23 protein-coding genes are annotated in these 24467 nt (G+C 61.5%); 5 read left to right on the forward strand and 18 right to left on the reverse strand.

The features are described from left to right. Positions 1-38: 38 nt before the first annotated feature. A complete protein-coding gene (locus B5M41_RS01595; RefSeq protein ID WP_230639946.1) occupies positions 39-989 on the reverse strand; it encodes an AraC family transcriptional regulator in 951 nt (316 codons plus the stop codon). A 150-nt stretch (positions 990-1139) separates the two neighbouring features. Between B5M41_RS01595 and rhtA the strand changes: the two genes are divergently transcribed. From rhtA to B5M41_RS01615, 4 genes are all read left to right on the forward strand, one after another. After that, on the forward strand, positions 1140-3374 hold the full coding sequence (gene rhtA / locus B5M41_RS01600) for a TonB-dependent siderophore receptor RhtA (protein WP_167718782.1): 2235 nt from the start codon (positions 1140-1142) through the stop codon (positions 3372-3374). Position 3375: 1 nt separating this feature from the next. Continuing rightward, positions 3376-4626 (forward strand): RhtX/FptX family siderophore transporter, encoded by a 1251-nt coding sequence (locus B5M41_RS01605; protein WP_134646355.1) that lies wholly within the window; start codon positions 3376-3378, stop codon positions 4624-4626. Positions 4627-4634: 8 nt separating this feature from the next. Further along, positions 4635-5690 (forward strand): siderophore-interacting protein, encoded by a 1056-nt coding sequence (locus B5M41_RS01610; protein WP_167718786.1) that lies wholly within the window; start codon positions 4635-4637, stop codon positions 5688-5690. 107 nt (positions 5691-5797) lie between these two features. Continuing rightward, complete coding sequence (locus B5M41_RS01615; RefSeq protein WP_134646359.1) at positions 5798-6262, forward strand: hypothetical protein; 465 nt, start codon at positions 5798-5800, stop codon at positions 6260-6262. Between the two features lie 10 nt (positions 6263-6272). On the opposite strand, the gene B5M41_RS01620 is transcribed toward B5M41_RS01615, so the two are convergent. The 4 genes from B5M41_RS01620 to B5M41_RS01635 all read right to left on the reverse strand — a co-directional run bounded on the left by B5M41_RS01620 (position 6273) and on the right by B5M41_RS01635 (position 8181). Then, a complete protein-coding gene (locus B5M41_RS01620) occupies positions 6273-6737 on the reverse strand; it encodes a hypothetical protein (protein WP_134646361.1) in 465 nt (154 codons plus the stop codon). A 57-nt stretch (positions 6738-6794) separates the two neighbouring features. Then, a complete protein-coding gene (locus B5M41_RS01625) occupies positions 6795-7274 on the reverse strand; it encodes a cupin domain-containing protein (RefSeq protein WP_134646363.1) in 480 nt (159 codons plus the stop codon). A 60-nt stretch (positions 7275-7334) separates the two neighbouring features. Next, positions 7335-7634, reverse strand: coding sequence for a DUF982 domain-containing protein (locus tag B5M41_RS01630; RefSeq protein WP_134646365.1), 300 nt, complete (start codon positions 7632-7634; stop codon positions 7335-7337). A 70-nt stretch (positions 7635-7704) separates the two neighbouring features. Beyond that, the gene (locus tag B5M41_RS01635; RefSeq protein WP_134646749.1) at positions 7705-8181 is read right to left on the reverse strand and encodes an Hsp20 family protein; all 477 of its coding nucleotides are present in this window, start codon (positions 8179-8181) and stop codon (positions 7705-7707) included. A 289-nt stretch (positions 8182-8470) separates the two neighbouring features. Between B5M41_RS01635 and B5M41_RS01640 the strand changes: the two genes are divergently transcribed. Then, positions 8471-10291 (forward strand): methyl-accepting chemotaxis protein, encoded by a 1821-nt coding sequence (locus tag B5M41_RS01640; RefSeq protein ID WP_134646367.1) that lies wholly within the window; start codon positions 8471-8473, stop codon positions 10289-10291. A gap of 86 nt (positions 10292-10377) precedes the next feature. Here B5M41_RS01640 and B5M41_RS01645 read toward each other — a convergent pair whose 3' ends face one another. The 13 genes from B5M41_RS01645 to B5M41_RS01705 all read right to left on the reverse strand — a co-directional run bounded on the left by B5M41_RS01645 (position 10378) and on the right by B5M41_RS01705 (position 24439). Next, positions 10378-11055, reverse strand: a complete 678-nt coding sequence (locus B5M41_RS01645) for an RraA family protein (RefSeq protein ID WP_134646369.1) — start codon at positions 11053-11055, stop codon at positions 10378-10380. 8 nt (positions 11056-11063) lie between these two features. Continuing rightward, positions 11064-12080, reverse strand: a complete 1017-nt coding sequence (locus B5M41_RS01650) for a hydroxyacid dehydrogenase (protein WP_134646371.1) — start codon at positions 12078-12080, stop codon at positions 11064-11066. Then, on the reverse strand, positions 12077-12925 hold the full coding sequence (locus B5M41_RS01655; protein ID WP_134646373.1) for an HpcH/HpaI aldolase/citrate lyase family protein: 849 nt from the start codon (positions 12923-12925) through the stop codon (positions 12077-12079). Before B5M41_RS01655 ends, B5M41_RS01650 begins: the two co-directional genes overlap by 4 nt. Next, on the reverse strand, positions 12922-14127 hold the full coding sequence (locus B5M41_RS01660) for a CaiB/BaiF CoA transferase family protein (RefSeq protein ID WP_134646375.1): 1206 nt from the start codon (positions 14125-14127) through the stop codon (positions 12922-12924). The genes B5M41_RS01655 and B5M41_RS01660 overlap by 4 nt, the downstream gene beginning before the upstream one ends. Before the next feature lie 8 nt (positions 14128-14135). Beyond that, positions 14136-15212, reverse strand: coding sequence for an ABC transporter ATP-binding protein (locus B5M41_RS01665; protein WP_134646377.1), 1077 nt, complete (start codon positions 15210-15212; stop codon positions 14136-14138). Continuing rightward, the gene (locus tag B5M41_RS01670; protein WP_134646379.1) at positions 15205-16923 is read right to left on the reverse strand and encodes an ABC transporter permease; all 1719 of its coding nucleotides are present in this window, start codon (positions 16921-16923) and stop codon (positions 15205-15207) included. The genes B5M41_RS01665 and B5M41_RS01670 overlap by 8 nt, the downstream gene beginning before the upstream one ends. Before the next feature lie 59 nt (positions 16924-16982). Beyond that, a complete protein-coding gene (locus B5M41_RS01675) occupies positions 16983-18080 on the reverse strand; it encodes an ABC transporter substrate-binding protein (protein WP_134646381.1) in 1098 nt (365 codons plus the stop codon). Between the two features lie 2 nt (positions 18081-18082). Next, positions 18083-18934: an IclR family transcriptional regulator gene (locus B5M41_RS01680; RefSeq protein ID WP_209020838.1), complete on the reverse strand. Its 852-nt coding sequence runs from the start codon at positions 18932-18934 to the stop codon at positions 18083-18085. A gap of 287 nt (positions 18935-19221) precedes the next feature. Further along, on the reverse strand, positions 19222-20385 hold the full coding sequence (locus tag B5M41_RS01685) for an iron-containing alcohol dehydrogenase (RefSeq protein WP_134646383.1): 1164 nt from the start codon (positions 20383-20385) through the stop codon (positions 19222-19224). 16 nt (positions 20386-20401) lie between these two features. Further along, a complete protein-coding gene (locus B5M41_RS01690; protein ID WP_134646385.1) occupies positions 20402-21238 on the reverse strand; it encodes an ABC transporter permease in 837 nt (278 codons plus the stop codon). Then, on the reverse strand, positions 21235-22110 hold the full coding sequence (locus B5M41_RS01695; RefSeq protein WP_134646387.1) for an ABC transporter permease: 876 nt from the start codon (positions 22108-22110) through the stop codon (positions 21235-21237). The genes B5M41_RS01690 and B5M41_RS01695 overlap by 4 nt, the downstream gene beginning before the upstream one ends. 2 nt (positions 22111-22112) lie before the next feature. Further along, positions 22113-23207: an ABC transporter ATP-binding protein gene (locus tag B5M41_RS01700; RefSeq protein ID WP_134646389.1), complete on the reverse strand. Its 1095-nt coding sequence runs from the start codon at positions 23205-23207 to the stop codon at positions 22113-22115. 74 nt (positions 23208-23281) lie between these two features. Beyond that, positions 23282-24439 carry an ABC transporter substrate-binding protein gene (locus B5M41_RS01705; protein WP_134646391.1) on the reverse strand — a complete coding sequence of 386 codons (1158 nt, stop codon included), beginning with the start codon at positions 24437-24439 and terminating at the stop codon, positions 23282-23284. Positions 24440-24467 lie beyond the last annotated feature (28 nt).

Genomic DNA, 24467 nt, shown 5'->3' on the forward strand with positions numbered 1-24467 from the left:
ATGGAAGTTGGTCCAGCGACGGGCCCAAGTGGCCACGCCTACGCTGACTTGCGAGCGGCAATCTGGAGATTCCTCGGGCAGATGCCGTATCGCTTGCGAAAAGCCCGGCTGAAATAGGCCGGGTCGTCGAAACCGAAATCGAATGCGACCTGTGTGACGGACATGCTGCTGTTGCCCAGCATAAGGGCGTCTTTTGCGCCCTCCAGGCGGCGCTCTGAAAGGTAGCGCGAGAATGTGGTGCCGGTCCGCTGAAAAAGCTTCTGAATAGCGCGTGGTGAAACACCCTGTTGTCGGGCGACATCGGTAACTGAAAATGTGCTGTCCGCGAGGTTTCCTGCAATCGCCGTCTTGATCGCCGTCAGTCGGTCCGGACTGCCGGTCCGCTTCGTGTCGGCGGCAAGTTCAGCCACGAGCACGGGCAGCAACTGGTAGAAGTGGCGCACCATCATATCGGCGTGCCTGTCATTCTGCCGCTGTTGCTGCAGCATGTAGCCCGCATAGGTGATCAACAGTTGCAACGGCAGGCAGCTTGCGGAAATCTGCTGCATGAGAATGGCGGAAAGCTGCATATCCGACGCATTCACGACGTGGCTTGGAAGATAGGCGCAATCAAAACGCCCCCCGAGCGGCAATTCGATGGTAAGCGGTGCGTCCGCCATCGCGAAGATGACATCGCCTTCAGGGGCCTCGACCCGGCGTCGGCGCTGCTCGACGACAAGTGGCCCCTCCATCGCGCGCATGATCACGAGGCCCGATTCCGAAAGCCCGGTCGTCCAGAAGCGGACGGCGGTCGCCGGCAGGTAAAGTGTCGTCAGGGAGAGACCGAGCCTGGCAAAGAACAGGCCGGACGCTTTTTCGAAAATAGCATCGGACTCGACGTCGATATCGCCGAGCATTTCCCGCAGGACGAGCCGCCAGAGACCCTTGGGATACTCTGCACCTCTCGTTGCGCCGAACTTGAGTGGGGTGATCTGCCGGTTGCGATGCACTTCAGAAAATCCGATTCCGTTCGTTTCTGTCCAAGTCATGTTCGCGACAATCTGCGCACTCCAGTCGAGACGCTTATAAACATGACTAAATTAATCTTGTTTGGCAATCGGCCTTGATCTGGTGCTTGTCAACGTCTCGGAGATGAACTCATGCGTTTGGAACTTCGGTTTGGTGTCTCTTTGGTGGCCATGACTGCCGCGTTGCCGGCCTATGCGCAAGACGCGCTCGATAGGACACAAGCGACCGCACAGACCACCAGCCAGGGCGCGACCATGCTCGAGGCCGTCACGGTGACAGGCAGCCGCGCACCGCAGCAGATCTCCGAAACGGCAAAGACGATCCATGTGGTCGAGGCCGAGGAAATCCAGAGCCGCGCGCGATCCGGTGAGAACCTGCAGCAGATCCTCGCCCACGAGATACCGAGCTTCGACGCTGCGAGCTACGGTTCGCGTACGTCATACGGCCAGAACCTGCGCGGGCGTGCCGCACTCGTGCTGATCGACGGCGTCTCGTTGAATTCTGCGCGCGGGGTCAGCCGACAGTTCGACTCGATCGACCCATTCAATATCGAACGCGTAGAGGTGCTCAGCGGCGCCACATCCATCTATGGCGGAAATGCCACCGGCGGCATCATCAACATCATCACGAAGAAGGGCAATAATGCAGAGGAGGGACTGCACGCCGAGGTGACGGCGGGTGCGCAGAGCGGATTCGCCGGCAGCGGCGACCTGGACAAGAACGCGGCCGCCGCAGTGACGTACAAGAGCGAGGACTGGGACGCGCGTTTTGCGGTTTCGGGCCTTGGAACGGGTACATTTTATGACGGCCGCGGCAATTTGCTGATGCCCGATATCACGCAGACCTCGACCGCCGACAACCGGAGCCTCGATCTGATGGGTTCGATCGGATATCAGATCGACGCCAACAGGCGCCTTGAAGTGACGGGACAGTTTTTCGACAGCCGTCAGGACTCCGAATACGGCGTTTACTTCGGGCCGTTCCTGGCCGCGCTTTCCGATCCCAGCCTCTTTGAAGCGCGCAGCGGCTACAGTTCCGATTTCAATCCCCGCACACGCCGCACGATGCTGAACGCGACCTACACGGATGACGATTTCCTAGGGCAGAGCCTGATGCTGCAGGCCTTTCACCGGTCGGAGAAGGTGCAATTCCATCCCTTCCCATCGTCCACCTATTTTTATGGCAGTTCGCAAGACACGGACTATTATGGCGTCAAGGCCGCGCTCGTGGCCGAGCCGACGGATGGTCTGCGCATTACCTATGGTGTCGATGCCGACCGGGACTCTTTCTCCTCCCGCCAGAACATCTTCGACCTGATGACGGCGTTGACCTCGGGAGCGATGGACTTCGACACGATCGGCGTGACGGGATTGTATCCTGCCCTCGATGTCAGCACCGTCGCGGGATTTCTGGAGGCCTCCTATGAGGTCAACGACGCGCTCACGGTGAATGGCGGCGTCCGCTACCAATATGTCGACACGAAGGTCGGCGACTTCATCGGCGCCCAGCAGCAGATCGCCATTCTCCAGGGTACGGCCACCTCCGCCGACGCCATTCCCGGCGGTTCTGTGAGCTACGACGCGGTCCTGCTCAATGCCGGTGCGACCTACAGCATTACGAACACGCAACAGGTCTACGCGAATTTCAGCCAGGGCTTTGAACTGCCCGATCCCGCCAAATATTACGGCTTCGGCGCATATTCGCTGGCGGGCGGCCATTATACGCTGACCAACAGCGTGAATGTTGCGCAATCGGCTCTCGAGGCCATCAAGACGAACTCCTTCGAGCTCGGTTATCGGCTGGATGAGGGCGATTATCGTTTCGATACCGCCGCCTTCTACTCTTTGTCGGATCGATCCATCACGCTGAACCGCACGACGCTCGCCGTTGAAATGCAGGACCAGGAGCGACGCGTTTATGGTATCGAAGGCAAGGTCGGCGTCGATCTCGCATACGGCTTCGAAATCGGGGCGCTTGGCCAGTGGGTCCGTACGCAGGTTAAGAGCGACGCAGGCTGGAGCAACGACAGCGTCGGATCGGCAAGCGTCTCCAAGCTCGGCGGCCATATCGGCTGGCGCGGCGAGGCGCTCAGCCTGCGCCTGCAGGGCCAGCATGTCTTCGACCTGACCGACAAGGACGATTACAAGATCGATGGCTACACGCTCTTCGACCTCGTCGGCGCCTACCGCTTCGAGGATACCGCGACGACCGTGAATTTCGGCGTCCACAACCTGTTCGACAAGGAATATACGACGATCTGGGGCTCCCGCGCCAAGGCACTCTACGGTGCTTTGGCAAACGAGGCGATCTTCGATTACAAGGGCCGCGGCCGCACCTTCGCCGTATCGCTGACCAAGGCGTTCTAAAGTGTCGGTTCAAGAGCAAACACATGCGCAGCGGGGTCGGCTCTACGCCGTCCTCGGCGGCCTTTATCTCGCGCAGGGCATTCCGACCTACCTGCTGATCGTAGCGCTGCCGCCGCTCATGCGGGATGCCGGCGCGTCCCGAACGGTCATAGGTCTTTTTTCGCTCCTGATGTTGCCGCTGGTGCTGAAGTTCCTGGCGGCCCCTTTCGTCGACCGTATTTCGCCGCTGGCGCGACTGGGGCATCGGCGCGGCTGGGTCATTCCGACCCAGCTCCTGGTTAGCGCCCTGATCGCATCGATGGCGTTCTTCGATCCGTCCCGGGCGGGGCCGCTTTTCGCCATCGGGTTGGCGATCACAGTTCTTTCGTCTCTGCAGGATATCGCGACGGACGGATACGCGGTGCGTCATCTCGACGGCGCGACGCGGGCGGTTGGCAACGCCATTCAGGCGGGTGCGGTTGCCTTGGGCGTTGTGCTGGGCGGAACGATGGCCCTCGTCCTGTTCGGCAGGATCGGCTGGACGATGACGATCCTCATCGTGGCAGCGCTATCGCTCCTGCCGCTTGCCGCAGCAGTGTGGATGCGGGAGACGCGAGAGCACCAGCAGGTGCTTCGCGGCAAGCCCGCAGCGACCCTGCGCGCTTTCTTTATGCGTCCCAATGCCTGGATCATTCTTGGATTTGCCCTGACGTACCGCGCGAGCGAGGGCCTCGTCCGGGGCATGGAAGGCCCGTTCCTTGTCGATATCGGCCTGCCGGTTGAATGGATCGGCTATCTCAGCGGGGGCACGGCAGCGACGGCTGGATTGGTCGGCGCCGTCATCAGTGCATTTCTCATTCGCAAGGCCGGCCTCAAAGCCGCGCTCGTGACACTAGGCGTGCTCCGAACGGTTTGTTTCCTCGTGTTCACGCTTTGCGCGGCCCACGTCTTTCCCGGTCCGATCGTCGCCATGAGCGCCTCGGCCTTCCAGTCATTGATCCGCTACATGGAACTCGTCGCCATCTATTCGCTCTTCATGAAGTCGTCTTCCAACGAGCAGCCCGGCACCGACTTTACCATTCTCACCTGTGCCGAACTCATCGTTTATCTCGTCGGGGCCTCCATCGCCGGCTTCCTCGCAGATCGCCTGGGTTATGCCATCCTGTTCGGCATCGCGACTTTTGTTTCTTTCGCCGGCATAGGACTGGCCTATCGGCAGTTGGCGAAGCTCGATCAGCGTGAATTGCCGGTTCGGCAGGGCGAAAAGGCATGACGCGAGCCATGCAGACAACGGCCGATGTGCAATTGGCGAACCCCGATCTCTTCCTGACGGTCTTCCTGGACCATCTTGAAACACATGCTCATGTCGAGCGCCAAGCTGATGGCGCTGACATTATGAGCGAATATGGGCATGTGCGCCTTCGGCGGTCTCTTGCGGGCTTTGCCATCGAGGCGACCGCGTCGACGGCATCGGAACTCGCCGTCATAAGAACCTTCATTGCAGATCACGTGTTCGAGTTTGCTGCGGACGCGCAGGTCGAATGGTCGGGTGAGGGCGCAACAGACGCCGTTCCGGCCAATTTCCAGGAGGTTCGCGTCGAGCGCGCGGAAGCGGTTACGCCAAGAATGCGACGCGTCGTCTTTCGGGCTGGCCGACTGCCTGCATTCCTGAACACGAACCACCATCATGTCCGGTTGCTTTTCCCGCCAGACGGAAAGGTGCCGCGCTGGCCGCGCCAATCGGCAAGTGGCCGCCTGACCTGGCCGGCCGGGGACGACACGCTTTCCAGCCGCGTTTACACAATACGGTGGGTTGATGAGCGGACATCCACCTTTGCCATCGATTTCGTGCTGCATCACGAAACGACATCCGGCCCAGGCGTTGCCTTCGCTCACCGGGCGATACCGGGTGAGATAGCCGGCCTCATGGGTCCGGGCGGCGGTGGAACGCCTCCCGGCGAAAAGCTGCTTCTGATCGGAGACGAAACGGCGCTGCCTGCGATCGCCCGCATAGCGGAATCGCTTGCGGGACAAGCGGAAATAAAAGCCGTTGTCGAGGTCAGCGATATCGCCGAAACAGCCTATCTCTGTCCCGGGCCAGGTCTGCATATAGAGTGGTTACTTCGCAACGGACGTCCGGCCGGAGATCCCGCGATGATCCTTGATGCGGTGGAAACGCAGCTCGACGATAAAGCAGGCGGACTCAGCGTCTGGGCGGGATGCGAGCATGGCGTCGCCGCTGAACTTCGAGCGTGCCTGTCGACGAGACTGCCACGTCTTGGCAAGACGTCCGTAACGGCCTATTGGAGGCGGCCCGCCAACGGCACGCGTCAATAGCACCACCCGTTGCAAACCACCCCCAGCCTTGCTCGCGCCGGACGGTTTCGACCAAGGTTTGCAGTCCGGCGTGCGTCTGATGATCGGGTTCAACAAGAGGAAACGCCATGACGATCACAACGCGCTCCGGTTTTGCGGCCATCGCCCTATCCCTTTCGGTCTCCGCGCCGGCCTATGCAGGCTGGGAAACGACGCGATGGGGCATGTCGCCGAAGGAGTCCATCGCGGTGCTCGACGGTGCTGTCGAACATGCGCCAGCCGGCAATGAGATCTATGAGCAGGGGGGCAAAAAATACGCGCCGCTTGTCAAGCTTTCCCGCGAGATAGAGGGTGTGCCCGGTCAGGTATCATTGTTGTTCGACACCGATGAAACGCTGCGCTTCGTCATGTTCAATCCCGCCGACGTCGCGGCGTGTGATGCGCTGGGGGCGGCGCTGGCGGAACGCTACGGTGCCGCCGACGCCGTGGGCGCGGGTGCGATCAGCATCTCGGACTGGGTCGACGGCGCGGAGGTGATCAAGCTGGCGAAGGTCGGATCGTCCGTCTGCAACCTGTCCTACTCGGCGAACTGACGCCGATGGCTTACTGCGTCCCGATGTTGAGAATGCCGGCCTTGCGCGTGAAATAGGACGACAAGATCTGTTCGTAGGCCGGGTTTCTTTCGATGCCCGGCTCGGCGAGCACCACCTTGACGGCGGCTGCGCAGAGCCCGTCGATGCCCTCAGCGGTCCCCGCTGTGATCTTGCCCTGTGCGTTGTCGCCGGCCATCGTCGTCCATCTTTGGGCGATCATGTCGGCGGCCTGCTGGGCAATGGCGCAATCGGCATAAGACAGAGAGATACCGATAGCCGGTGTTTCAAGCTGGATGTCGGTGATGATGCCGCCAAGATAGGGCGGGATGCCGGCGCCGAGTTCGGCGGCCTGCGCTTCGATCTTCTTGCGTGTTTCGGCGATGTCCGCGGACGGTGAAAGGACAAGCGACGGATCGATGCCCGTGATGCCGAAGGCGGGCGATATGACGACCGCCTTCACCGGTTTCTTTGTCATTCCGTAAATCGTTTTCGGCCAACGGGGAACGGCGGCTCTTCTCGGTTCAAGGCGGATCTACCTCCAGCGGGCGAGCAATGGACCTGATGAACCATATACCGGATCGGTACGGGGCAGGGGCACAGACGCGATCGTCGAGAGTTGTTCGGCGGAGGCGGCAGATGTTTGGATATCAGCATGTTGGTTAGGTGGGTATGCGCCCACCACCTCGAAGTCGTCAGAGCAGCCGAGATTTTGGTGTCCGGTGCCCGCTGGAAGGACGAGGCAATCGCCCTTCGAGACATGCAAGTGACGGCCTCCCTGCCCGCCGATCAGGAGGGTGGCGTTTCCCTTCGACACACCCAGGACCTCATGGGCTCTCGTATGGTAATGCTGATAGTCGAAAACCCCGTTGGTCCAGATGCCGGTCCAGCCATTGGCCGCAAAAAGCGCTTCAAACGGCTTTTCACTTTCGACCGATCCATAGAGAAGAACCGGGAGCCGCGGATTGTTGGGTACCCATTCACTCGGATCGAACAGAATCTCTTCGACGGTCATTTCGGGCTTCTCCGCAATTCAACGCCGGCTTACCGATGTCACCGTTCATCATTGTGCACCTTAGCGCACATGCGGATCACGGTCTCGATGCAATCGCGATGCTGCAAGAATATGGCTGTCGGGTGCAAGCAGGTCATGTTTTTCTGCGAAGGCAGCGAACAGGCCGCGTGCCGTTTCCGCTTCGATCTCGCCGCGCAGTGCCGCGTTGCAAGCTTTGAGAGCGACCGAATGGGCGGCGTCCCTTGACGATGCCGGCCACTCGACGAGGTGCCGGTAAGCCTCCATTACCGAACGAACCTCGGCCGGAAAGCCGAGGCCGACAAGAATCGACAGGGGCTGCTCGAACAGATCGGGTTTCATCCAGCTTCTCCTTCCTTGCCTTGGATGTGCTTGGGCGCCGCCGCAACGGCGCCCTCCGACTGGCGTCTGCTCACGCGGCTTTTTGTGCCTCGATCTGCGCCGGGGCGGAAGACTGTTCAAGCGCCGGAGCGCTCTGAATGGCGATCTTCCGCGGTTTCATTTCCTCAGGGATTTCGCGAACCAGGTCGATCGACAGGAGGCCATTGTTCAGATCCGCAGCGTTCACCCGGACATGATCGGCGAGCTCAAAGCGGTGTTCGAAGGAGCGGGCGGGGATTCCTCGATGGAGGTAGCCTTCCGCCGACGCCTCCTGTCTCTTGCCTGTGACGGTCAGGAGATTGGATTGGAACGTGATGTCAAGGTCGTCTCGTGCGAAACCCGCGACCGCGATCGATATCCGGTAGCTGTCATCGCCCGTCTTGGCGATGTCGTAGGGCGGCCAGTCGCTGATCGAGCGGGCACGCTGTGCGTTTTCCAGAAGATTGAAGACCCGATCGAAGCCGATGCTCGAGCGGAACAGCGGTGCGTAATCGTAAGATGTTGCCATAGCCATATCCTCCTTGAAGCAACATGGGTACGGAGCGCCGAAAGACGACGCTTCCAGCAAACCAGCCCTATCCAGCGGCTGGCGGCAGTCGATTTGGTTGCAAGCAATCCGCGTTTCAAGAGTTTTTTCGGAAAAAATTGCGCCTGTTGCGGCGGTTGTTGCCGGCCTGTCCTCAGCCGGAATGCTGTCTCAGCGACAGATACCGGCTCGATTCGCTGCAAACAGGAAGGGTTCATCGGTTATTAAGGTTAACCTAACATAATGGCTCCATACTTTTGGGGACAGCACAATGGCATCAATTCAACACAAGATCACCGCCGCGAGCATTGCCATATTTCTCATCGCAGGGGGCGCTGCCGGCGTCGGAATCTGGTCGGCGTCGACGATGAATGCGGATGCCGTCGATATTGCCGGGTCGGGGCAGATCCTTCGCAATCACATGCAGGCCGACATGATGCATGACGCCCTTCGCGCCGATGTACTTGCCGCGCTGCATGCCTCCAATCCCGCGGCCGGTATCAAGTTCGACCAGGTGAAAGCCGATCTCGCGGAGCACATCGCCTCGTTCCGCAGCGTGATCGACGAGAACAAGGTGCTGGCGAAAGATCCCGTCACGCAGAAGGCGCTTGCAGATGTCGAGCCGCCGCTCCTCACCTACATCGACAGCGCCACCAAGATGGTGGCAGCGGCGGAGAAAAGCCCTGTCGATGCGATGCGTGCGCTACCGGATTTCATGACGCAGTTCTCGGCGCTTGAAAGCGCGATGGAGCACGCCGGGGATCAAATCGAGACGGTCACCGCATCGATCTCCGACCAGAGCACCCAGACCGCGAACACCATCAACGACATGCTGAAAGCCATTCTCGGACTGACGCTGATCCTGTCCATCGCCCTTTTTGTCTTCTTTCGTCGATCCGTGACGGCTCCCATTCTTCAGTTGTCAGCAGGCATGGTGAAAATTGCCGATGGTGATACGGATGTGAATTGCGCCGGGCTTGGTCGCAAGGACGAGATCGGGACGATGGCCGCCGCGGTCGAGGTGTTCCGCAAGGCGGCGATTGCCAAACGCCAACTCGAGATGGAGGCTGCGCGGGCTCGCGAGCAGGCGGAGAGCGACCGTATCGCGACGCAGCAGAAGGCGGAGGCCGACGCGGCCGAGCGGCTGCGCATCGCAACCTCCGGCCTCGCCGGTGGCCTCAAGCGCCTGGCATCAGGCGATCTTGCTTTCCAGCTCAACGAGCCGTTTTCGCCGGATTTCGAGAGCCTTCGCCACGATTTCAATGCGTCTCTAAGCCAGTTGGGCGGAACGCTGATGGCGATCTCCCAGGCAATTTCGGCCATCGACGGCGGCACGCAGGAAATTTCGTCCGGCGCCAACGATCTTGCTCACCGCACGGAACGTCAAGCGGCCTCACTCGAACAGACCGCGGCTGCACTCGATGAAATCACGGCAAACGTGAGCAATTCCAGCAAACGCACCGAGGAGGCCCGCGCCGCCGCAACGGAGGCTGATCATGGCGCTGTCCGATCGGTTGACGTGGTACGCCAGGCGGAGGAAGCGATGCAGCGGATCGAGAGCTCCTCGCAACAGATTTCAAATATTATCGGGGTCATCGATGAAATCGCCTTCCAGACCAACCTGCTTGCGCTGAACGCCGGGGTCGAAGCCGCGCGTGCCGGGGAAGCCGGCAAGGGGTTCGCCGTTGTCGCGCAGGAAGTCCGTGAACTCGCGCAGCGCTCCGCAACAGCCGCCAAGGAGATCAAAGCACTGATCAACACATCGTCTGCGGAAGTTGGAAGCGGCGTGCGGCTTGTGCGCGAGACGGGGGTCGCGCTCAATGAGATCGGAGAGCGCATTTCCGGTATCAACCAGCATATGAACGCCATTGCGACGGCGGCCAAGGAACAGTCGGTTGGCCTGGTGGAAGTCAACAAGGCCGTCAACACCATGGACCAGACGACACAGCAGAATGCGGCCATGGTGGAACAATCCACCGCAGCGTCCATGAACCTTGCTGCCGAAGCCCGTAAATTGCGGGATTTGGTGGGGCAGTTCCGTTTCGATGATGCCGCCACGCCAGGCGCTTCGAGACTTCAGATGGCCTCGTAGCAATCGCTCCAAGCGTGGCCGACGTCGGGCGAAGAATCGCCCGGCTGGCGTCGTTGAAGGTGCCTTGGCGCCTGCAGCGCTCCAGGCTATTCCAGGAATTCGCAGCCGGCTTCCTTCAGCGCCTTGTCGACCCAGTCGCGATTGACGGTGCCGGCCTTGGTTTCGGCCATCTGCTTGGCCTCGGCCTCGTGCTTTTTGATCGTCCCCTTGAGAACATCGGCCGCGTGCGCTTTCGGCACGCAGACGACGCCGTCGATATCGCCGAGAATCAGATCACCCGGCTCGACAACCGTGCCGTTGATCGCGATCGGAAGACCGATTTCGCCCGGGCCTGTGCGATATGGCCCCCGATGCGTCACGCCGACCGCAAAGGTGGGCAGATTGTGCTCCAGAAACGCCTCTGCATCGCGGATGGCGCCGTTGAGCACGAAGCCTGCGACACCGCGCCGGATCGCGTGCGCGAGCATCAGTTCGCCCATCAGCGAATTGGCCATATCAGCGGCGGCATCAACGACAATGACATCACCCGGCTGCGCCATGTCGATCGCCTTGTGCAGCATCAGGTTGTCGCCCGGGCGCGTGCGCACCGTCAAAGCCGGGCCGGCGAGCGTACCGGAGCGGTGCATCGGCCGCATGCTCGTGCCGAGCCCGCAGATGCGCGACATGGAATCGCTGACATTGGCAACGGGCAGGTTGCGGAAGGCGTCCACGAGCGAAGGCTCGATGCGGTCCCAGTTCAGTTTGATGCGAAATCCATAAGTCATTGCAAGCCTCAGGCAGACAGTTCGGTTGGAGTGGCGATCGAGCGCTGATCGGGCGGGTTGCCATCGAGAACGCTGATGATGTGCTGGGCGGCAATGACCGCCATCGCATCGGCAGAGCCATAGGTCACGCCGCCGATATGCGGCGTCGCAATGAGCGTGTCCAATGTCCACAGCGGGCTGTCGGCGGGCGGTGGCTCCGTGGCAAAGCTGTCGAGGGCCGCACCTGCGATGGTGCCGCCGGCAAGGGCCTGCGCCAAGTCCGCTTCGTTGATGATCCCCCCGCGCGCGGTGTTCACGAGGACCGCCGATTTCTTCATCAATCCAAGTCGTCGCGCATCGATGAGATTGCGCGTCGTCGCCGTGAGCGGGCAATGGATACTCAGCACGTCGACTGACGGCAGCATGGCATCGATATCACCGATGGATACGAAGCCATCGGCCTCGGCGGCTTCCGGTGCGAAGGGATCGTGGACCACGACCTCCATACCGAGCGCTTCGGCCATTCGCGCCGTCTCCCTGCCGATCCCGCCGTAACCGATGAGGCCGATCGTGGCGCCAAGGACATCCTTGCCCGTAAAGGTCGGCTTCGGCCATTCGCCGCGCTTCACGGCCCTGTCGAGCGGAAGCACTTCCTTGATCAGGCTCAGTGCCAGTGCGATCGTGTGCTCGGCGACGGCGCGCGAATTCGAGCCCATCGCCCGAAGTACGGGAATACCAAGCTTGGCCGCCGCCGCAATGTCGACATTGTCGACGCCGACGCCATGCTTGGCGATGACCTTGAGCTTCGGCGATGCGGCGATAACCTCCGCGTTGATGCGTCCCTGGCGCACCATCAGGCCGTCGATTTCCAGCTCGGCGGCGCGCTTTGCCACAACGTCGGACGGGTCGTAGGGCGGGGAAAAGAAAACGTCGATATCGTGTTGGTTCAGCAGCCTGATCGCCTTTTCGGCGATCTTGTTGTGGCTCACGAGAATGCGCCGGCCTCGCGTGCCATGCTCGACGCCCTGTATGATATCATGGGTCATGTGGCGGCTCGTCCTTTCTCAGATCTGCGAAGTAGATTTTCGGCGCGCGTCACGATTGGCGCGTCGACGAACTGGCCGTCCAGCATGAAGGCGCCTCGCCCTGCCGCCGCTTCCTGCCTGCTGGCCGATACGACCTTGCGGGCCCATTCGACTTCCTCTGCGGTCGGCGCGAAGCACTCGTTGAGAATGGGCACGACCGACGGATGAATGCAGGTCGCACCATCAAATCCGAAGTCGCGCGCTTCCAGGGCGGCAGCCCGTATGGCAGCTTTGTCGGCAAAATCCACGGTCGTTCTCAGCAATCCGAAGGAAAGCAGACCCGCTTCCTTGGCCGCATAATGGATCATCAACTTGGGATAGCGCAGAACTTCAGGCGTCGGCTTTGCACCCATCGCCGTCGCGAGGTCTTCGCCACCGGACGTGAGAGCGAACACGCGCGGGCCATGGGCGATCGTCCGGACGTCCAGCAGACCCTTCATGTCCTCGATAAGAGGAACGAAGCCGATCGGGTGCCGATCCGCTTCATGCCCGGAAAGACCTTCCGCCAGATGAACAAGGCTGTCGACGCTGCTGACCTTCGGAATATAGAGCGCGTCGGCATTGGCCGTTACGGCTGCGATTGCATCGTCGAGCAGCCGGTCGGACTGGTTCACACGAACATAGACCTGGCAGCCGCCTTTCTTGATCTCCGGTACCCATTTCGCCAGACCGTCCCGGGCCTCGCTTTTGGCATTTTCCGGCACCGCATCTTCCAGGTCGATGATGACGACATCGGCGCCTCGCTGTCCCGCTTTTTCCAGGAAGCGCGGTGCGTTGCCAGGAACGTAAAGCAGCGAGGAGATCACGCCTCGTCCTCCAGATCCGCCGGCGTCATGCCGATTTCGGAAAGGATCGCCTCGGTCTGCTCACCGACATCAGGCGCCGGATGCCGAAAGACCCCGGGTGTGCCGGAAAAGCGCGGAAAAATGTTGTGTTGTGAAATTCTGCCAAGATCGGCATCCTCGACATCCACGATAATCTCCCGCTCGGCGAAATGCGGGTCGGTGCTGATATCGGCGATATCGTAGACCGGTCCGACGGTGGCGCCGGCGCCGCGCATTACGGCGAGGGCTTCGTCCCGGGTGCGGGTGATGAACCATGCCCCAAGGGCGGCGTCGACCAGTTCACGATGCCGGACGCGTTCCATGTTCGTGGAAAAACGTGGATCGTCCTTCATGTCGGGTCGGCCGATGATGTCGAAGATGCGCATTGCGATGACCTGGGTGGATCCCGACAGGGCCACATATTTCCCGTCGCTGCACAGATAGACGTTGCGCGGCGATACCGTGTTGGAGCCCGAGCCGGAGCGTTGCTTGACCTTGCCGGTGACTTGATAGATCGAGGCTTCCGGGCCGAGCGACGCAAAGATCGGCTCGAGAAGAGACAGGTCGATGACCTGGCCGGCAGCATCGCCGCGTTCGCGGGCAAACAGCGCCATCATCACGGCGTTTGCGCCGGTGAGGCCGGAGATCATGTCGGCCAGGGCAAGCGGCGGCAGTACCGGCTCGCGATCCGGAAAGCCGGTGCGCGACGCAAAACCGCTCATGGCCTCAACCAGCGTGCCGAACCCGGGCAGTTCCGCATAGGGGCCGTCCTGCCCGAAGCCGGATATCCGCACAATGACAAGCCTCGGATTGAGTTCGAGCAGGCTTTCCGGCGAAAGCCCCATCTTCTCGAGCGTACCGGGACGATAGTTCTCGATGAAGACATCGGCTTTCGCCAATAGCTTCTTCAGGGCTTCCAGGGCCTTGGGCTGGCGCAGGTTGAGTACGATCGAGCGTTTGTTGCGGCCATAGGTCTTCCAGTGCAGCGAATAGCCGTTATCGCGCCATTCGCGCAGCGAGTCTCCCTGCGGCGGCTCGACCTTGATGACATCCGCACCGAAATCACCAAGCTGCAGCGACAACATGTTGCCGGCGACGACGCGGCTCAGGTCAACGACACGGATCCCGTGCAGGGGGCCTATGCGGTCTGCCTGAAAGCGAACGGTTTTCTTGCTGTCTGCCATCGGGGACCTCAATTCGCGCCGGGCTTGTCGGGGAAGACAGCGCAATGTTCCTGCGGGATATGCACCAGGACCGAATCCTCCTTCAGTTCGACGGGGGTCTGGATGCGGAACTCGATTGAGCCGGAGCGCACGGCATATTGCCAGACCGACCCGAGATAAGTCCGCTGATCGATCGAGACGCGCATCGTGTTCTGGCCGGCCGAGCTGGAAAGCTCGATCTTCTCCGGGCGGATGGCGACGACCACGGACCCGTCCCTTGCCGCGGCACCCGGCGGTGTGACGATCTCGCTGCCATCAGCCAGGCGGATGCGGGCTTTGTCCGTGCCGTTTTCAAGCATCGTGCCATCGAAGAAGTTCGACGAACCGATGAAGTCGGCGACGAAGCTGTCGGCGGGGCGCTCGTAGATCTCACGCGGCGTGCCGAGCTGGCGCATCCGGCCCATGCTCATGACGGCGATGCGATCGGAAACGGCCAGGGCTTCCGCCTGGTCATGCGTTACGTAGATGGTGGTCACGTTCAACCGCTCCTGCAACTCGCGCAGCCAGACGCGGGCGCGCTCGCGCAATTTCGCATCGAGGTTCGACAGGGGCTCGTCGAGCAGGAGAAGCGGCGGCCGGTAGACGAGCGCGCGGGCAAGCGCCACGCGCTGTTGCTGGCCACCGGACAGTTCGAACGGATATCGATCCGCATAGGGCAGCATCTCCACGAGACCCAGCGCTTCCTTGATGCGCTCGTCGCGCTCAGCCCGGCCGATCTTTCGCAGCGTCAGCGGGAAAGCCAGGTTTTCGGCAACCGTCTTGTGCGGCCACAGCGCATAAGACTGGAAGACGAGACCGATGTTGCGCCGTTCCGGGGGGACGGTGTTGCTCGGGTTGCCATCGAAAAGCACCCGCTCGCCGACGCGGATGGTGCCTGAGGTCGCGTGGTTGAGGCCGGCAACGGCAAACAGCGAGGTCGACTTGCCGCATCCCGACGGTCCGAGCAGCGTCAGGAATTCGCCGGATGCGACGTGGATGTTGAGGTTGTCGACGGCCGTGACCGCACCGTATTTGATGGTCAGGTTCTGAAGAACGAGATCAGCCATAGATTTTGGCTCCCATGACGCGGCGTGCAAGGATTACGAACGCGGCGGTAATGACGACTTGAATGGTTGCTAGTGCGGAGACCGGGCCGTTATCGCCTTGGGCGACCAGCTGCAGCATGGTGGTGCCGATGATTTCGGATCCAGGCTGATAGAGGAACGCTGCCGTCACGTATTCCTTGAAGAAGTGGATGAAGAGCAGGGCGTAGCAGCTGAACAATGCCGGTTTCAGGATCGGTACGATGATGCGCGTGACCGTCGTCCACCAGTCGGCTCCGGATATACGGGCACCACGGTCGAGCTCTTCGCCGACCTGGGCGAGCGCCGGCGCAATGGCGCCGAAGCCAACCGGGATGTAGCGGATCATGAAGGCGAGGATCAGGACCAGGATCGTGCCGCGGATGACATCCGCTCCGGGAAGCCAGATGACCGCGTAGAAGAAGCCGAGGCCGGCGATGATGCCCGGGAGCGAGCGCGGGAAAAGCGCGATATATTCGAGCGCGCGGTTGTGACGGAAATCCGACCGGCGGGCAACGAGCGCGATCACCAGGATGAAGAAGGTGCCGATCGCCGCGCCGATCGTTGCCACGAGGACGGAGTTGACGATCGAGCGCACATAGTTGGCCGAGCCCAGGACATGCTCGAAATTCGCCGTCGTCAGCACTTTCCAGAACGGGATAAGGGGCGTGAGGAAGCTCACGGCCGAGCGCATGAAGATGCCTCCGAAGATCGAGATGATCGTGAGGAACGCGAAGGCGAAGACGAACAGGAAAGCGGGCCAGCGCCAAGCGCCCAGATCCAGCGTCGAGGGACGGCTGGCCTTGCCGCGTACGGTGACGAAACGGCCTGCACCCTTCATGAGGAAGCCCTGGAGCCAGACGAGGAAGGCGACAACGAGGAGCAGGATCACTGCCGCAGCGCCAACGATGCCGTATTCAGGCCGGACCGCCGCGTTGATGCCGGCATTGTAGAGGAAGGTCGTGACCGTCTGGATGCCGGACGGTCCGCCGAAGAGCAGCGGGATCGCCAGCATCTCGATGCCGACGACGAAGTTCAGCACCGCGGAGTAGATGATCGCCGGGCGGATCATGGGGATGGTGACGGAAAACAGCGCCCGGAAGGGACCTGCGCCGGTGGATCGCGCCGCATCTTCGAGCAGCGGATCGGCCTTTGTGACGGCCGCCAGACACATGAGATAGGTGAGCGGCGCCTGGCTGAGGCCCGCGACGATTCCCATGCCGGTCACGGTGTAAAGGTTCCACGGCGCGCCGCCGAGATATGTCTTGGCAGCCAGCGTTATGAAGCCCGACGGGCCGTACATCGTGAACCAGCCGAAAGCGATGACGAGGTTCGAGACGAAGAGCGGCCAGATGAAGATCTCGCCCAGCCACTTGCGGCCCGGTAGATTGGTTCTGCCGACAAGCACGGCCATGACGGCGCCGAATACCTGGGCCACGATCATGGTCAGCGCGCCGAAATAGAGCGTGTTGAAGAACACGCCGGCCATGCCGGGTTCACTGAAAAGGCGCGTGAAGTTGCCGATCGTGACGACCGCGCTGTCATCATAGAGCGGCTTGTCGAGAAAGGCCTGGAAGATGATGGGGGTGATCGGACCAAACACGAGGATCGTCGTCAGCGCCGCAACGCCCCAGTAGATCGCCTGTGATCGGTCTATCCCCCGTCCGGCCGCGCCGGGGTGGCTGATATCCGTCATCGAATTTTCCTGTCAGGGTTGGTGGAAGGGCCGACCAGACGGCGGCCCTTCGGGTCGGCTTACTTGCCGGCGAGTGCGGCGTTCCACTTCTCGACGAAGGGACCCGCTTCGGTGATCAGGCGCTGGTCGAAGCCGGCCGTGATGATATTGTCCTCGCCGACGATCTCGCCGATCTTCTGGAACGTGTAGCGAACCTGGTCTTCCGGAACATCTTCCCGATACGGCACCAGACCGCCCTTTCCGACCTGTGTCTGGCCGTCCTGGCTAAGCGCGTAATCGACGAACAGCTTGGCGGAGTTCGGGTTGGCCGCCCCCTTGGGGATGCCCATGCCGCGCAGCATCATGATCGTGCCGTCGTCGGGGAAGGCAAAACCGAGAATCTCGCCGCCCGGCTGCTCGAGGCGCGGGAAGATGGTGATGCCGGACACGGCGATACCCATCAGATATTCGCCGGTGGCGATCTTTTCGTTCATCGGGCCGCCGGAGGTTTCACCGCGGATCATCGGGCCGATCTTACGCAGACCGTCCCATCCGGCATCACCCTTCTTGTCCATGTAGGCCCACCAGGCTGTCAGGCCGAAGCTGTTGCGGGCCGCATCATAGGTCGTGATCTTGCCGTTGAAATTGCCGGGATCGGCCGTCGCGGCCTCAACCAGCGATGCAAAGCCCTTCGGGCGCTGATCTTCCGTCAGAAGGGCCGCATTGTACGTGATGACCAGCGGATCGGTGGAAAGCACGTTCACGCCCGGATAGGGACGCGCGAATTCCGGCAGCTTATCGGCTTCCGGACTTTTATAATCGTCCATCAGGCCGTCTTTGCCATACGCCGCCCAGCGGTCGTTGGCGCCGGATACGAGCACGTCGGCGGTGCGGGCGCTCGATCCCTTCTCGGCTTCCCAGCGCGAGTGCACGGTGCCCGAGCCGAGGTCGACGGTCTCGACCTTTATCCAGGGATACTTTGCGTTGAAACCGGCGATGATCGGCTGCCAATTGTTGTCAGCCATGTTGGAATAGATCATCAGGCCCTTTTCCGAGCGCGAACCCTCGATGATCTTGGCGTAGTCTTCCGGATATCCGGCCGGCACGTCCTGTGCCTGCGCAAAACCGGCGATGCCGGCAAACAGGCCTGCAACGGCTGTCAGAGCCACGATTTTCATTCTTACCTCCCTTTGGATAAACGACGACTGCGGCGCGCCAGCTCCTCACTGATCGTCACCGCCGTTTCCCGGACCACTTCAGAAATGCGGTCGGAATTCTTGACGAACCGGACCTGAGGCCCGGAGATGTTGAGCGCGGCGATCGCCTTGCCGTTTGCGCCCATGATCGGCGCGGCGGCGCCCGCTGCGCCTTCGACGATCCCCATGGGATTGACGTAGAAGCCTGATTTGCGGGCGCTTTCGACGGCGTTCAGGAGCTTCGAACGCTCTGCCTCGGACAGTGAGGCGGACACGGCGTAAGCCTCGATTTCCGCGTCGCTTCCGGCTGCCAGCAGAACCACGCCGCTGGCGACTTTATGCGCGGGGCGTGTCGGACCGATATCGCGATCATAGAGGATTTCGCGTTTCGGCAGCACCTTGTTGAGATAGCGGATGGACGGGCCTTCCAAGACGGCGACAAAGCCTGTCTCGCCGGTCTGCTGCACAGCGTCTGCAAGATAGGGCGAAACGAGAGCGATGAGTGCACCGTAATTGCGGCCGTCCGGCGATATTTCGCCCGGCAGCCTGAGCAGTTGGTATTCGCCGCTGCCAAGACGATGAATGTAGCCGCGTTCGGTGAGCGACTGCAGCATCAGAAGCGCGCTCGACTTTGGCATGGCGAGAGCAGCCGCAATTTCGGAGAGGCTTGCGCCTTCCGGTGAGGCGGCAAACCACTCAATCATGTCCAAGACACGCTCCACTCCGCGTCCGCTCACGTCCATCCTCCGTCTTTGTTCAGTATATTGAACATAATCAAAATAGTGAATTTGTCGTGGCCCGTCAAATTGATTTTGCTCCGACGTTCCGGCGCGCACGGAAAACGGTCACCAACGCATGCGTGGTTCGCTTCATCGAACAGTGGAGGATGGCGGCCTGGACGCACTCATCGGCTCTGCCGCGACGGCATGGCCGGTTGCAGGCGAAGGGCAGTAATTCTACCGAACTGAGGCGAGTGGCGTCGGTCAGACTAAAGCAAGCCGGCAGGATCTTGCCTCGCGTTAAGCGAGGCAAGATCCTGCCGGCTTGTCAGGCTTTCCTTGCCTGCCGGGGTCGCATGACGAACAGGGCAAGGTCGGGAAATCGGTTTCTACACGGGTAGGGGCTACTTCGCTTCAGAAAGAATGCCGCGCACACTTTCTTCGTCGAGCTTGACCGGATTGCCGCCGGCACAGGGATCGAGCAGGCTCATCTGCGCCACCTTGTCGAGGTCGATGTCTTTCAATCCCATGCCCGACAATTTGTCCGGAATGGAGAGGTCGCCGCGCAGTGAAACGATCCAGTCGATGACACCGTCCGCGTCTTTGCGCGGGAGATCCAGAACGCGGGCCAGCAGTTCGAGTTTATCTGCAATCGCCGGGGCATTGAACGCGACGACATATGGCATCAGCACGGCGTTCAGCAGGCCGTGGTGTGCGTCGTGGAGAGCACCAAGCGGATGAGCGAGCGCATGGATTGCGCCCAGGCCCTTCTGCAGCGCGACACAGCCCATTCCGGAAGCGATCAGCATTTGACCACGTGCTTCCAGATTGCTGCCGTCGTGGGTGGCGGTCGGCAGCCATTTGTGAATCAGCCGCAGCGCGTTGAGCGCAATGCCCTCCGCCATGGGATGGAAGGAGGGGGCGCTCAGCGCTTCGAGCGCGTGGGACAGGGCGTCCATGCCTGTTGCGGCGGTGATATGCGCAGGCAGGCCGACGGTGAGCTCCGGGTCCATGACGACGATTTCGGGCATCATGCGCGGATGAAAGACGATCACCTTTCGCCTGTCGTCCTCATGCGTGATCACCGAGGAGCGGCCGAGTTCCGAGCCTGTCCCGGCTGTTGTCGGAATGGCGATGACAGGCACGAGGCCGACAGTGTTGGCGCGTTTCCAGTTGTCGCCGATATCCTCAAGATCCCACATGGGGATCGTCTGGCGGGCCATGAAGGCGATTGCCTTGGCCGCATCCAGCGCGCTGCCACCCCCGATCGCCACCACCAGATCATGGTCGCCGGCGCGAAAGGCCTCGACGCCGTCGGCGACATTGCCGCCGGTCGGATTGGGTTTGACGTTCCAGTAGAGCCCGGCCGCAAGACCTGCCGCTTTCAGCGCTTCAAGCGTACGCTGTACGGGATAAAGATCCTTCAGACCCGCATCGGTGACGACGAGCGGCCGGCTTGCGCCGAGTTCGCGTACCATCTCGCCCAGGCCAGCGATGCGGCCGTTCCCGAAACGCACGGCCGTGGGAAAACTCCAGTTGCTGGTGGCGGTGGGTGTATCAACAGGCATGTTGGAACCTTGCTTTTTAGGATGTGGCGATGCTGGAAGCCTGCCGCTTCAGCGCGCGGCGTCGCAGCACTTCGGCGACGATGACCAGGAGAAGGGCCGGCACGAGATTGACGGTGGCGAGCGCAGGATAGATCGGCGACGAGCCGACGGCGATGCCGCTATAGACGAAGATCGGTAGCGTGCGCGCCGTTCCCGCAAGGGAATAGGAGACGTAGAAGTTCCCCCAGGAGAGCAGGAAGGAGAAGATGGCGGCAGAAAAGATGCCGGGCCACAGCAGCGGAAACGTAATCTCGCGGAAGACTTCCCAACCGCTTGCGCCCGCATCCCGGGCAGCGTCCTCGAGCGTCTCGTCGAAGCCGTAGACCTGCACCGCCACGACAACCAGTGCGAAGGGAGTGATGTAGACGACGTGGCCGATGATGACGGTGACAAGGCCTGTCGAAAAACCCAGCCAGCTGCCGAGAACCGAGAACCACAACAGCATGACCACGCCGAGCAGCAGTTGCGGAAACAGGAGCGGCGCGAAGGTGAGCCCGCGGAATACACCCTGCAGGCGGAAACGGTATCTGACCCATGCGACGGCCCCTGCCGTGCCGAGTACCGTCGCGAAGAGCGTTGAGATCGTTGAAACGGCGGCGGAGTTTAGGACGGCGGGCAGGAAGTCCGGCTTGTTGAACAGTTCGCCATACCATTGCAGGGAGAAACCTTCGATCGGCAGCGTCAGCACGCGGCTCGACGTGAAGGAAAACGCGACCAGCGTGGTGATCGGCGCGTAGAAGAACACGAGAAGAAGAACGACCGAGCCGACCAGTGTGGTATCGACGAGCGCGTTGCGCATGCGTTGCGACATCATGCGGGTCTCCTCCCGGTGGACGGGCGGCGAAGGACGAATGCCGCACACGCAGCAAGCATCAGCGCGCCGATGGTAATCAGCACCATGGTCAGCGCCGCGCCGAGCGGCCAGTTGACACGGGTCTCGAAACTCTGGCGGATCAGTTCGGATGCGAGCGGAGACGTACCGCCGCCCAGCACCTTGGGTTCGAGAAATGCGCCAAGGCTGAGCACGAAGACCAGCACCGCGCCGGAATAAAGTCCCGGCCGCGACAGCGGCAGCGTAACCTCGAAGAAGGTCCGAATTCGTGACGCCCCGGCATCATAGGCCGCGAGCATCAGGTCGCGATCGATACGCACCAGCGACAGGTAGATCGTGAACATGGGATAAGCGACGAGATTGTAGACCATGCCGATCATGGTGCCGGTCGGCGTGAAGAGCAGGTTCAGCATTTCCGGCGGGAAGCCCAAATGCATCAGCAGCCAGTTCGCCACGCCATTCTTGTCGAGAATGAGGATCCAGCCGAAGGTCTTGAGCACCGCATCGGTCAGGAAGGCGAAGATGATCAGGATCTGGATCTGCGTCTTGAAGGTCTTCAGCCGCGTGGCAAGCGCATAGGCGGCCGGAAAGGCGATCAGCACGGTCAGAACGACACAGATCAGCGCCATCGCCACCGTGCGCATCATGATCGTCCAGTAATGCGGCTTGGAGAAGACCTCGGTCCAGATCTTGAGGTCCCACGTCCAGACGAGCCGGTAATATTGCGTGGTCTGGAAGGTCAGGACCGCGGTCATCAGGAGTGGCACGAGAAAGAACGCGACCATGACCAGCGCGAGCGGCGCGACCGTGGCGACGAAAACCGGATCGTTCCAGGATTTGCGTTCGATCCTCATGCTCACTCCGAAAGAAGGAAGGCTTGGGTGGGATCGAAGCCGATGCGCACCGCCTCGCCGACAGCGGCCGGCAGTACGATCGAGCCGGGAAGGTCCAGAATGACGGCGTTGTCGAGCCCGTGGACGCGGACACGGTACTGCGTCGATGCACCCTTGATGAAATATTCCTCCACGTGGCCGTCCAGCACCCATTCGCCGGGAGCGGCATCCCCCTTCACGAAACGAATGGTCTCGGGGCGGACAAGAAGCGCCGTGCCTTTCGCGGACAAGGACGGTGAGACATGCTCGGACGCGATGGTCGTTTTCCCGACAGCAACCAAGGGCGAAACGACCGCCATCCCGTCACCGGCGGCGCTTGCGGTCACGGGCAGGAAATTGGTCTCGCCGATGAAGCCCGCGACGAACATGTTGGCTGGACGGTAGTAGATGTCAGCGGGCGTTCCGACTTGAACGACGTGTCCTGAGCGCATCACGCAGATGCGGTCCGCCAGCATCATCGCCTCCTCAAGATCGTGCGTCACGAGTACGAAGCTGGTGCCGAGTTCGCGGTGCAGTTTCTTCAGTTCCGCCTGAAGGGATTTCTTGAGCTTGGCGTCGAGCGCACTCATGGGCTCGTCCAGCAACAGTACGCCGGGCTGGGACACCAGCGCACGGGCGAGCGCCACGCGCTGCTGCTCGCCGCCGGAAAGCTGTGCGGGATAGCGCTCGAGATAGTCCGGCTTCAGATGCATCAGGTCGAGCATCGCGCGAATGCGGCCGTTCGCTTCCGTCTTGCCGACCTTCTGGAGCTTGAGGGGAAAACCGATGTTCTCCGCGACCGTCTTGTGCGGAAAGAGCGCGAGTTTCTGGAAAACCATGCGCGTGGGGCGGCTTGCCGCCGGTACGCCGCGCATATCCCTGCCCTGAATTTGAAGATGCCCGCCTGTCGGCTCCTCGAAGCCTGCAAGGATTTTCAGCAGCGTCGTCTTTCCGCAGCCCGACGGACCGACGAGCGCAACGAATTCGCCGGTGCCGATCTGCAGCGAAACGCCGTGAAGCGCACGCGCCGTTCCATAGTCCTTGACGATGCCGGATGCATCGATGATGGGGCTGGCCAAGCTCGATTTCCTTGATATCTGCAATGGGAACGGACAGGCCTGCCCTTCGGGCGGCCTGTCGTTGTTCTGCGCGACTAGCGAGCGGCGAGCTCTTCCTGCCAGATCGCCAGCATGTCGTCGATATTGGGCGCTACGGTGTGGAACTGGCTGTTGTCCCAGGCCGTCCACATGTAGTCCATCTGCAAGGCCTTTTTCTCTTCTTCGGAGAACAGCGCCTCGGCCTTGCTGTTCGGCACCAGGTTGCAGGTCGCCTCGGTGATTGCGAGTTGCTTGGCGACATCGGGAGACACGATGTATTTCAGGAAGTCCGCCGCGATCTGCGAGTTCTTGCCGTTGTCGATCAGGCCGGTCGCTTCCATCCAGATGATGCCCTGCTTCAAGCCGTTCTTCGGCTCGGGCACGATGGACTGGATATAATCGTGGCCCTTCATGCGAAGCGCCGAGGTCGCATAGGTGCCGCCACCGATAAGGGCGCGGAAAGAGCCGTCGATCAGGCCCTTCTGCGCCACGGCGAGGTCGGCGACGATGGCACGCGTGTTCTTGAAGGCGGCGCGCAGGACTTTGCGGACCTCTTCGAGCGCCGCATCGTCCAGCTCCTCGTAGGGGTTGATGCCGGCATAGAGCGCCAGCGGCATGATCGGCCAGTCGCCCCAGTCGAGGAGGCAGATCTTATCCTTGTAGGCGCTGTCGAAGACAGGCGCGTAGCTCGACCATGTCTCCAGCTTGTCGAACTTGGTGTTGACGGTCGGGCCGACCCAGCCCCAGCGGGTCGGAAGGCCGGTCGCCTTGCCTTCGAATGCGAGCGGTGCGAAGGGCGCGCGGAATTGCGGGTAGAATTCGGCGAACTGGTCGGCGAAATCGGCTTCGTCTATATAGCGGCAGAAGCCCGCCGGTCCCATGCGCTGGATCCAGGGACTGTCGGAGGACACGAGGTCGAAGTCACGCGATGCGCCGGCTGCGAGCTTGGCGAAACCGCCGGCCGAGTCGGTGATCAGGTCGATCGAGATCGAGGCGTCCTTCGATTTCTGAAACGGCTCCAGAATGCTGGGTGCGTTATAACCTTCCCAGCACATGTAGTTGAGGCTTTCGGCCGCTGCGGCATCGCGCCGTGACGCCAGGAAGCCGCTGCCGGCTGCGGCCAGGCCGAGGCCGAGACCGCCCATGCCCTTGAGCACGGACCGGCGCTTCATGGCGCCGATGTTGGAGCTGGTATCTGCTGTTCCCTTTTTCATTTTTTCTTCCTCTCTTGATCATTCATTG

It is taken from the genome of Shinella sumterensis, from assembly GCF_004514425.2.
In the GTDB taxonomy this organism is placed as follows: domain Bacteria; phylum Pseudomonadota; class Alphaproteobacteria; order Rhizobiales; family Rhizobiaceae; genus Shinella; species Shinella sumterensis.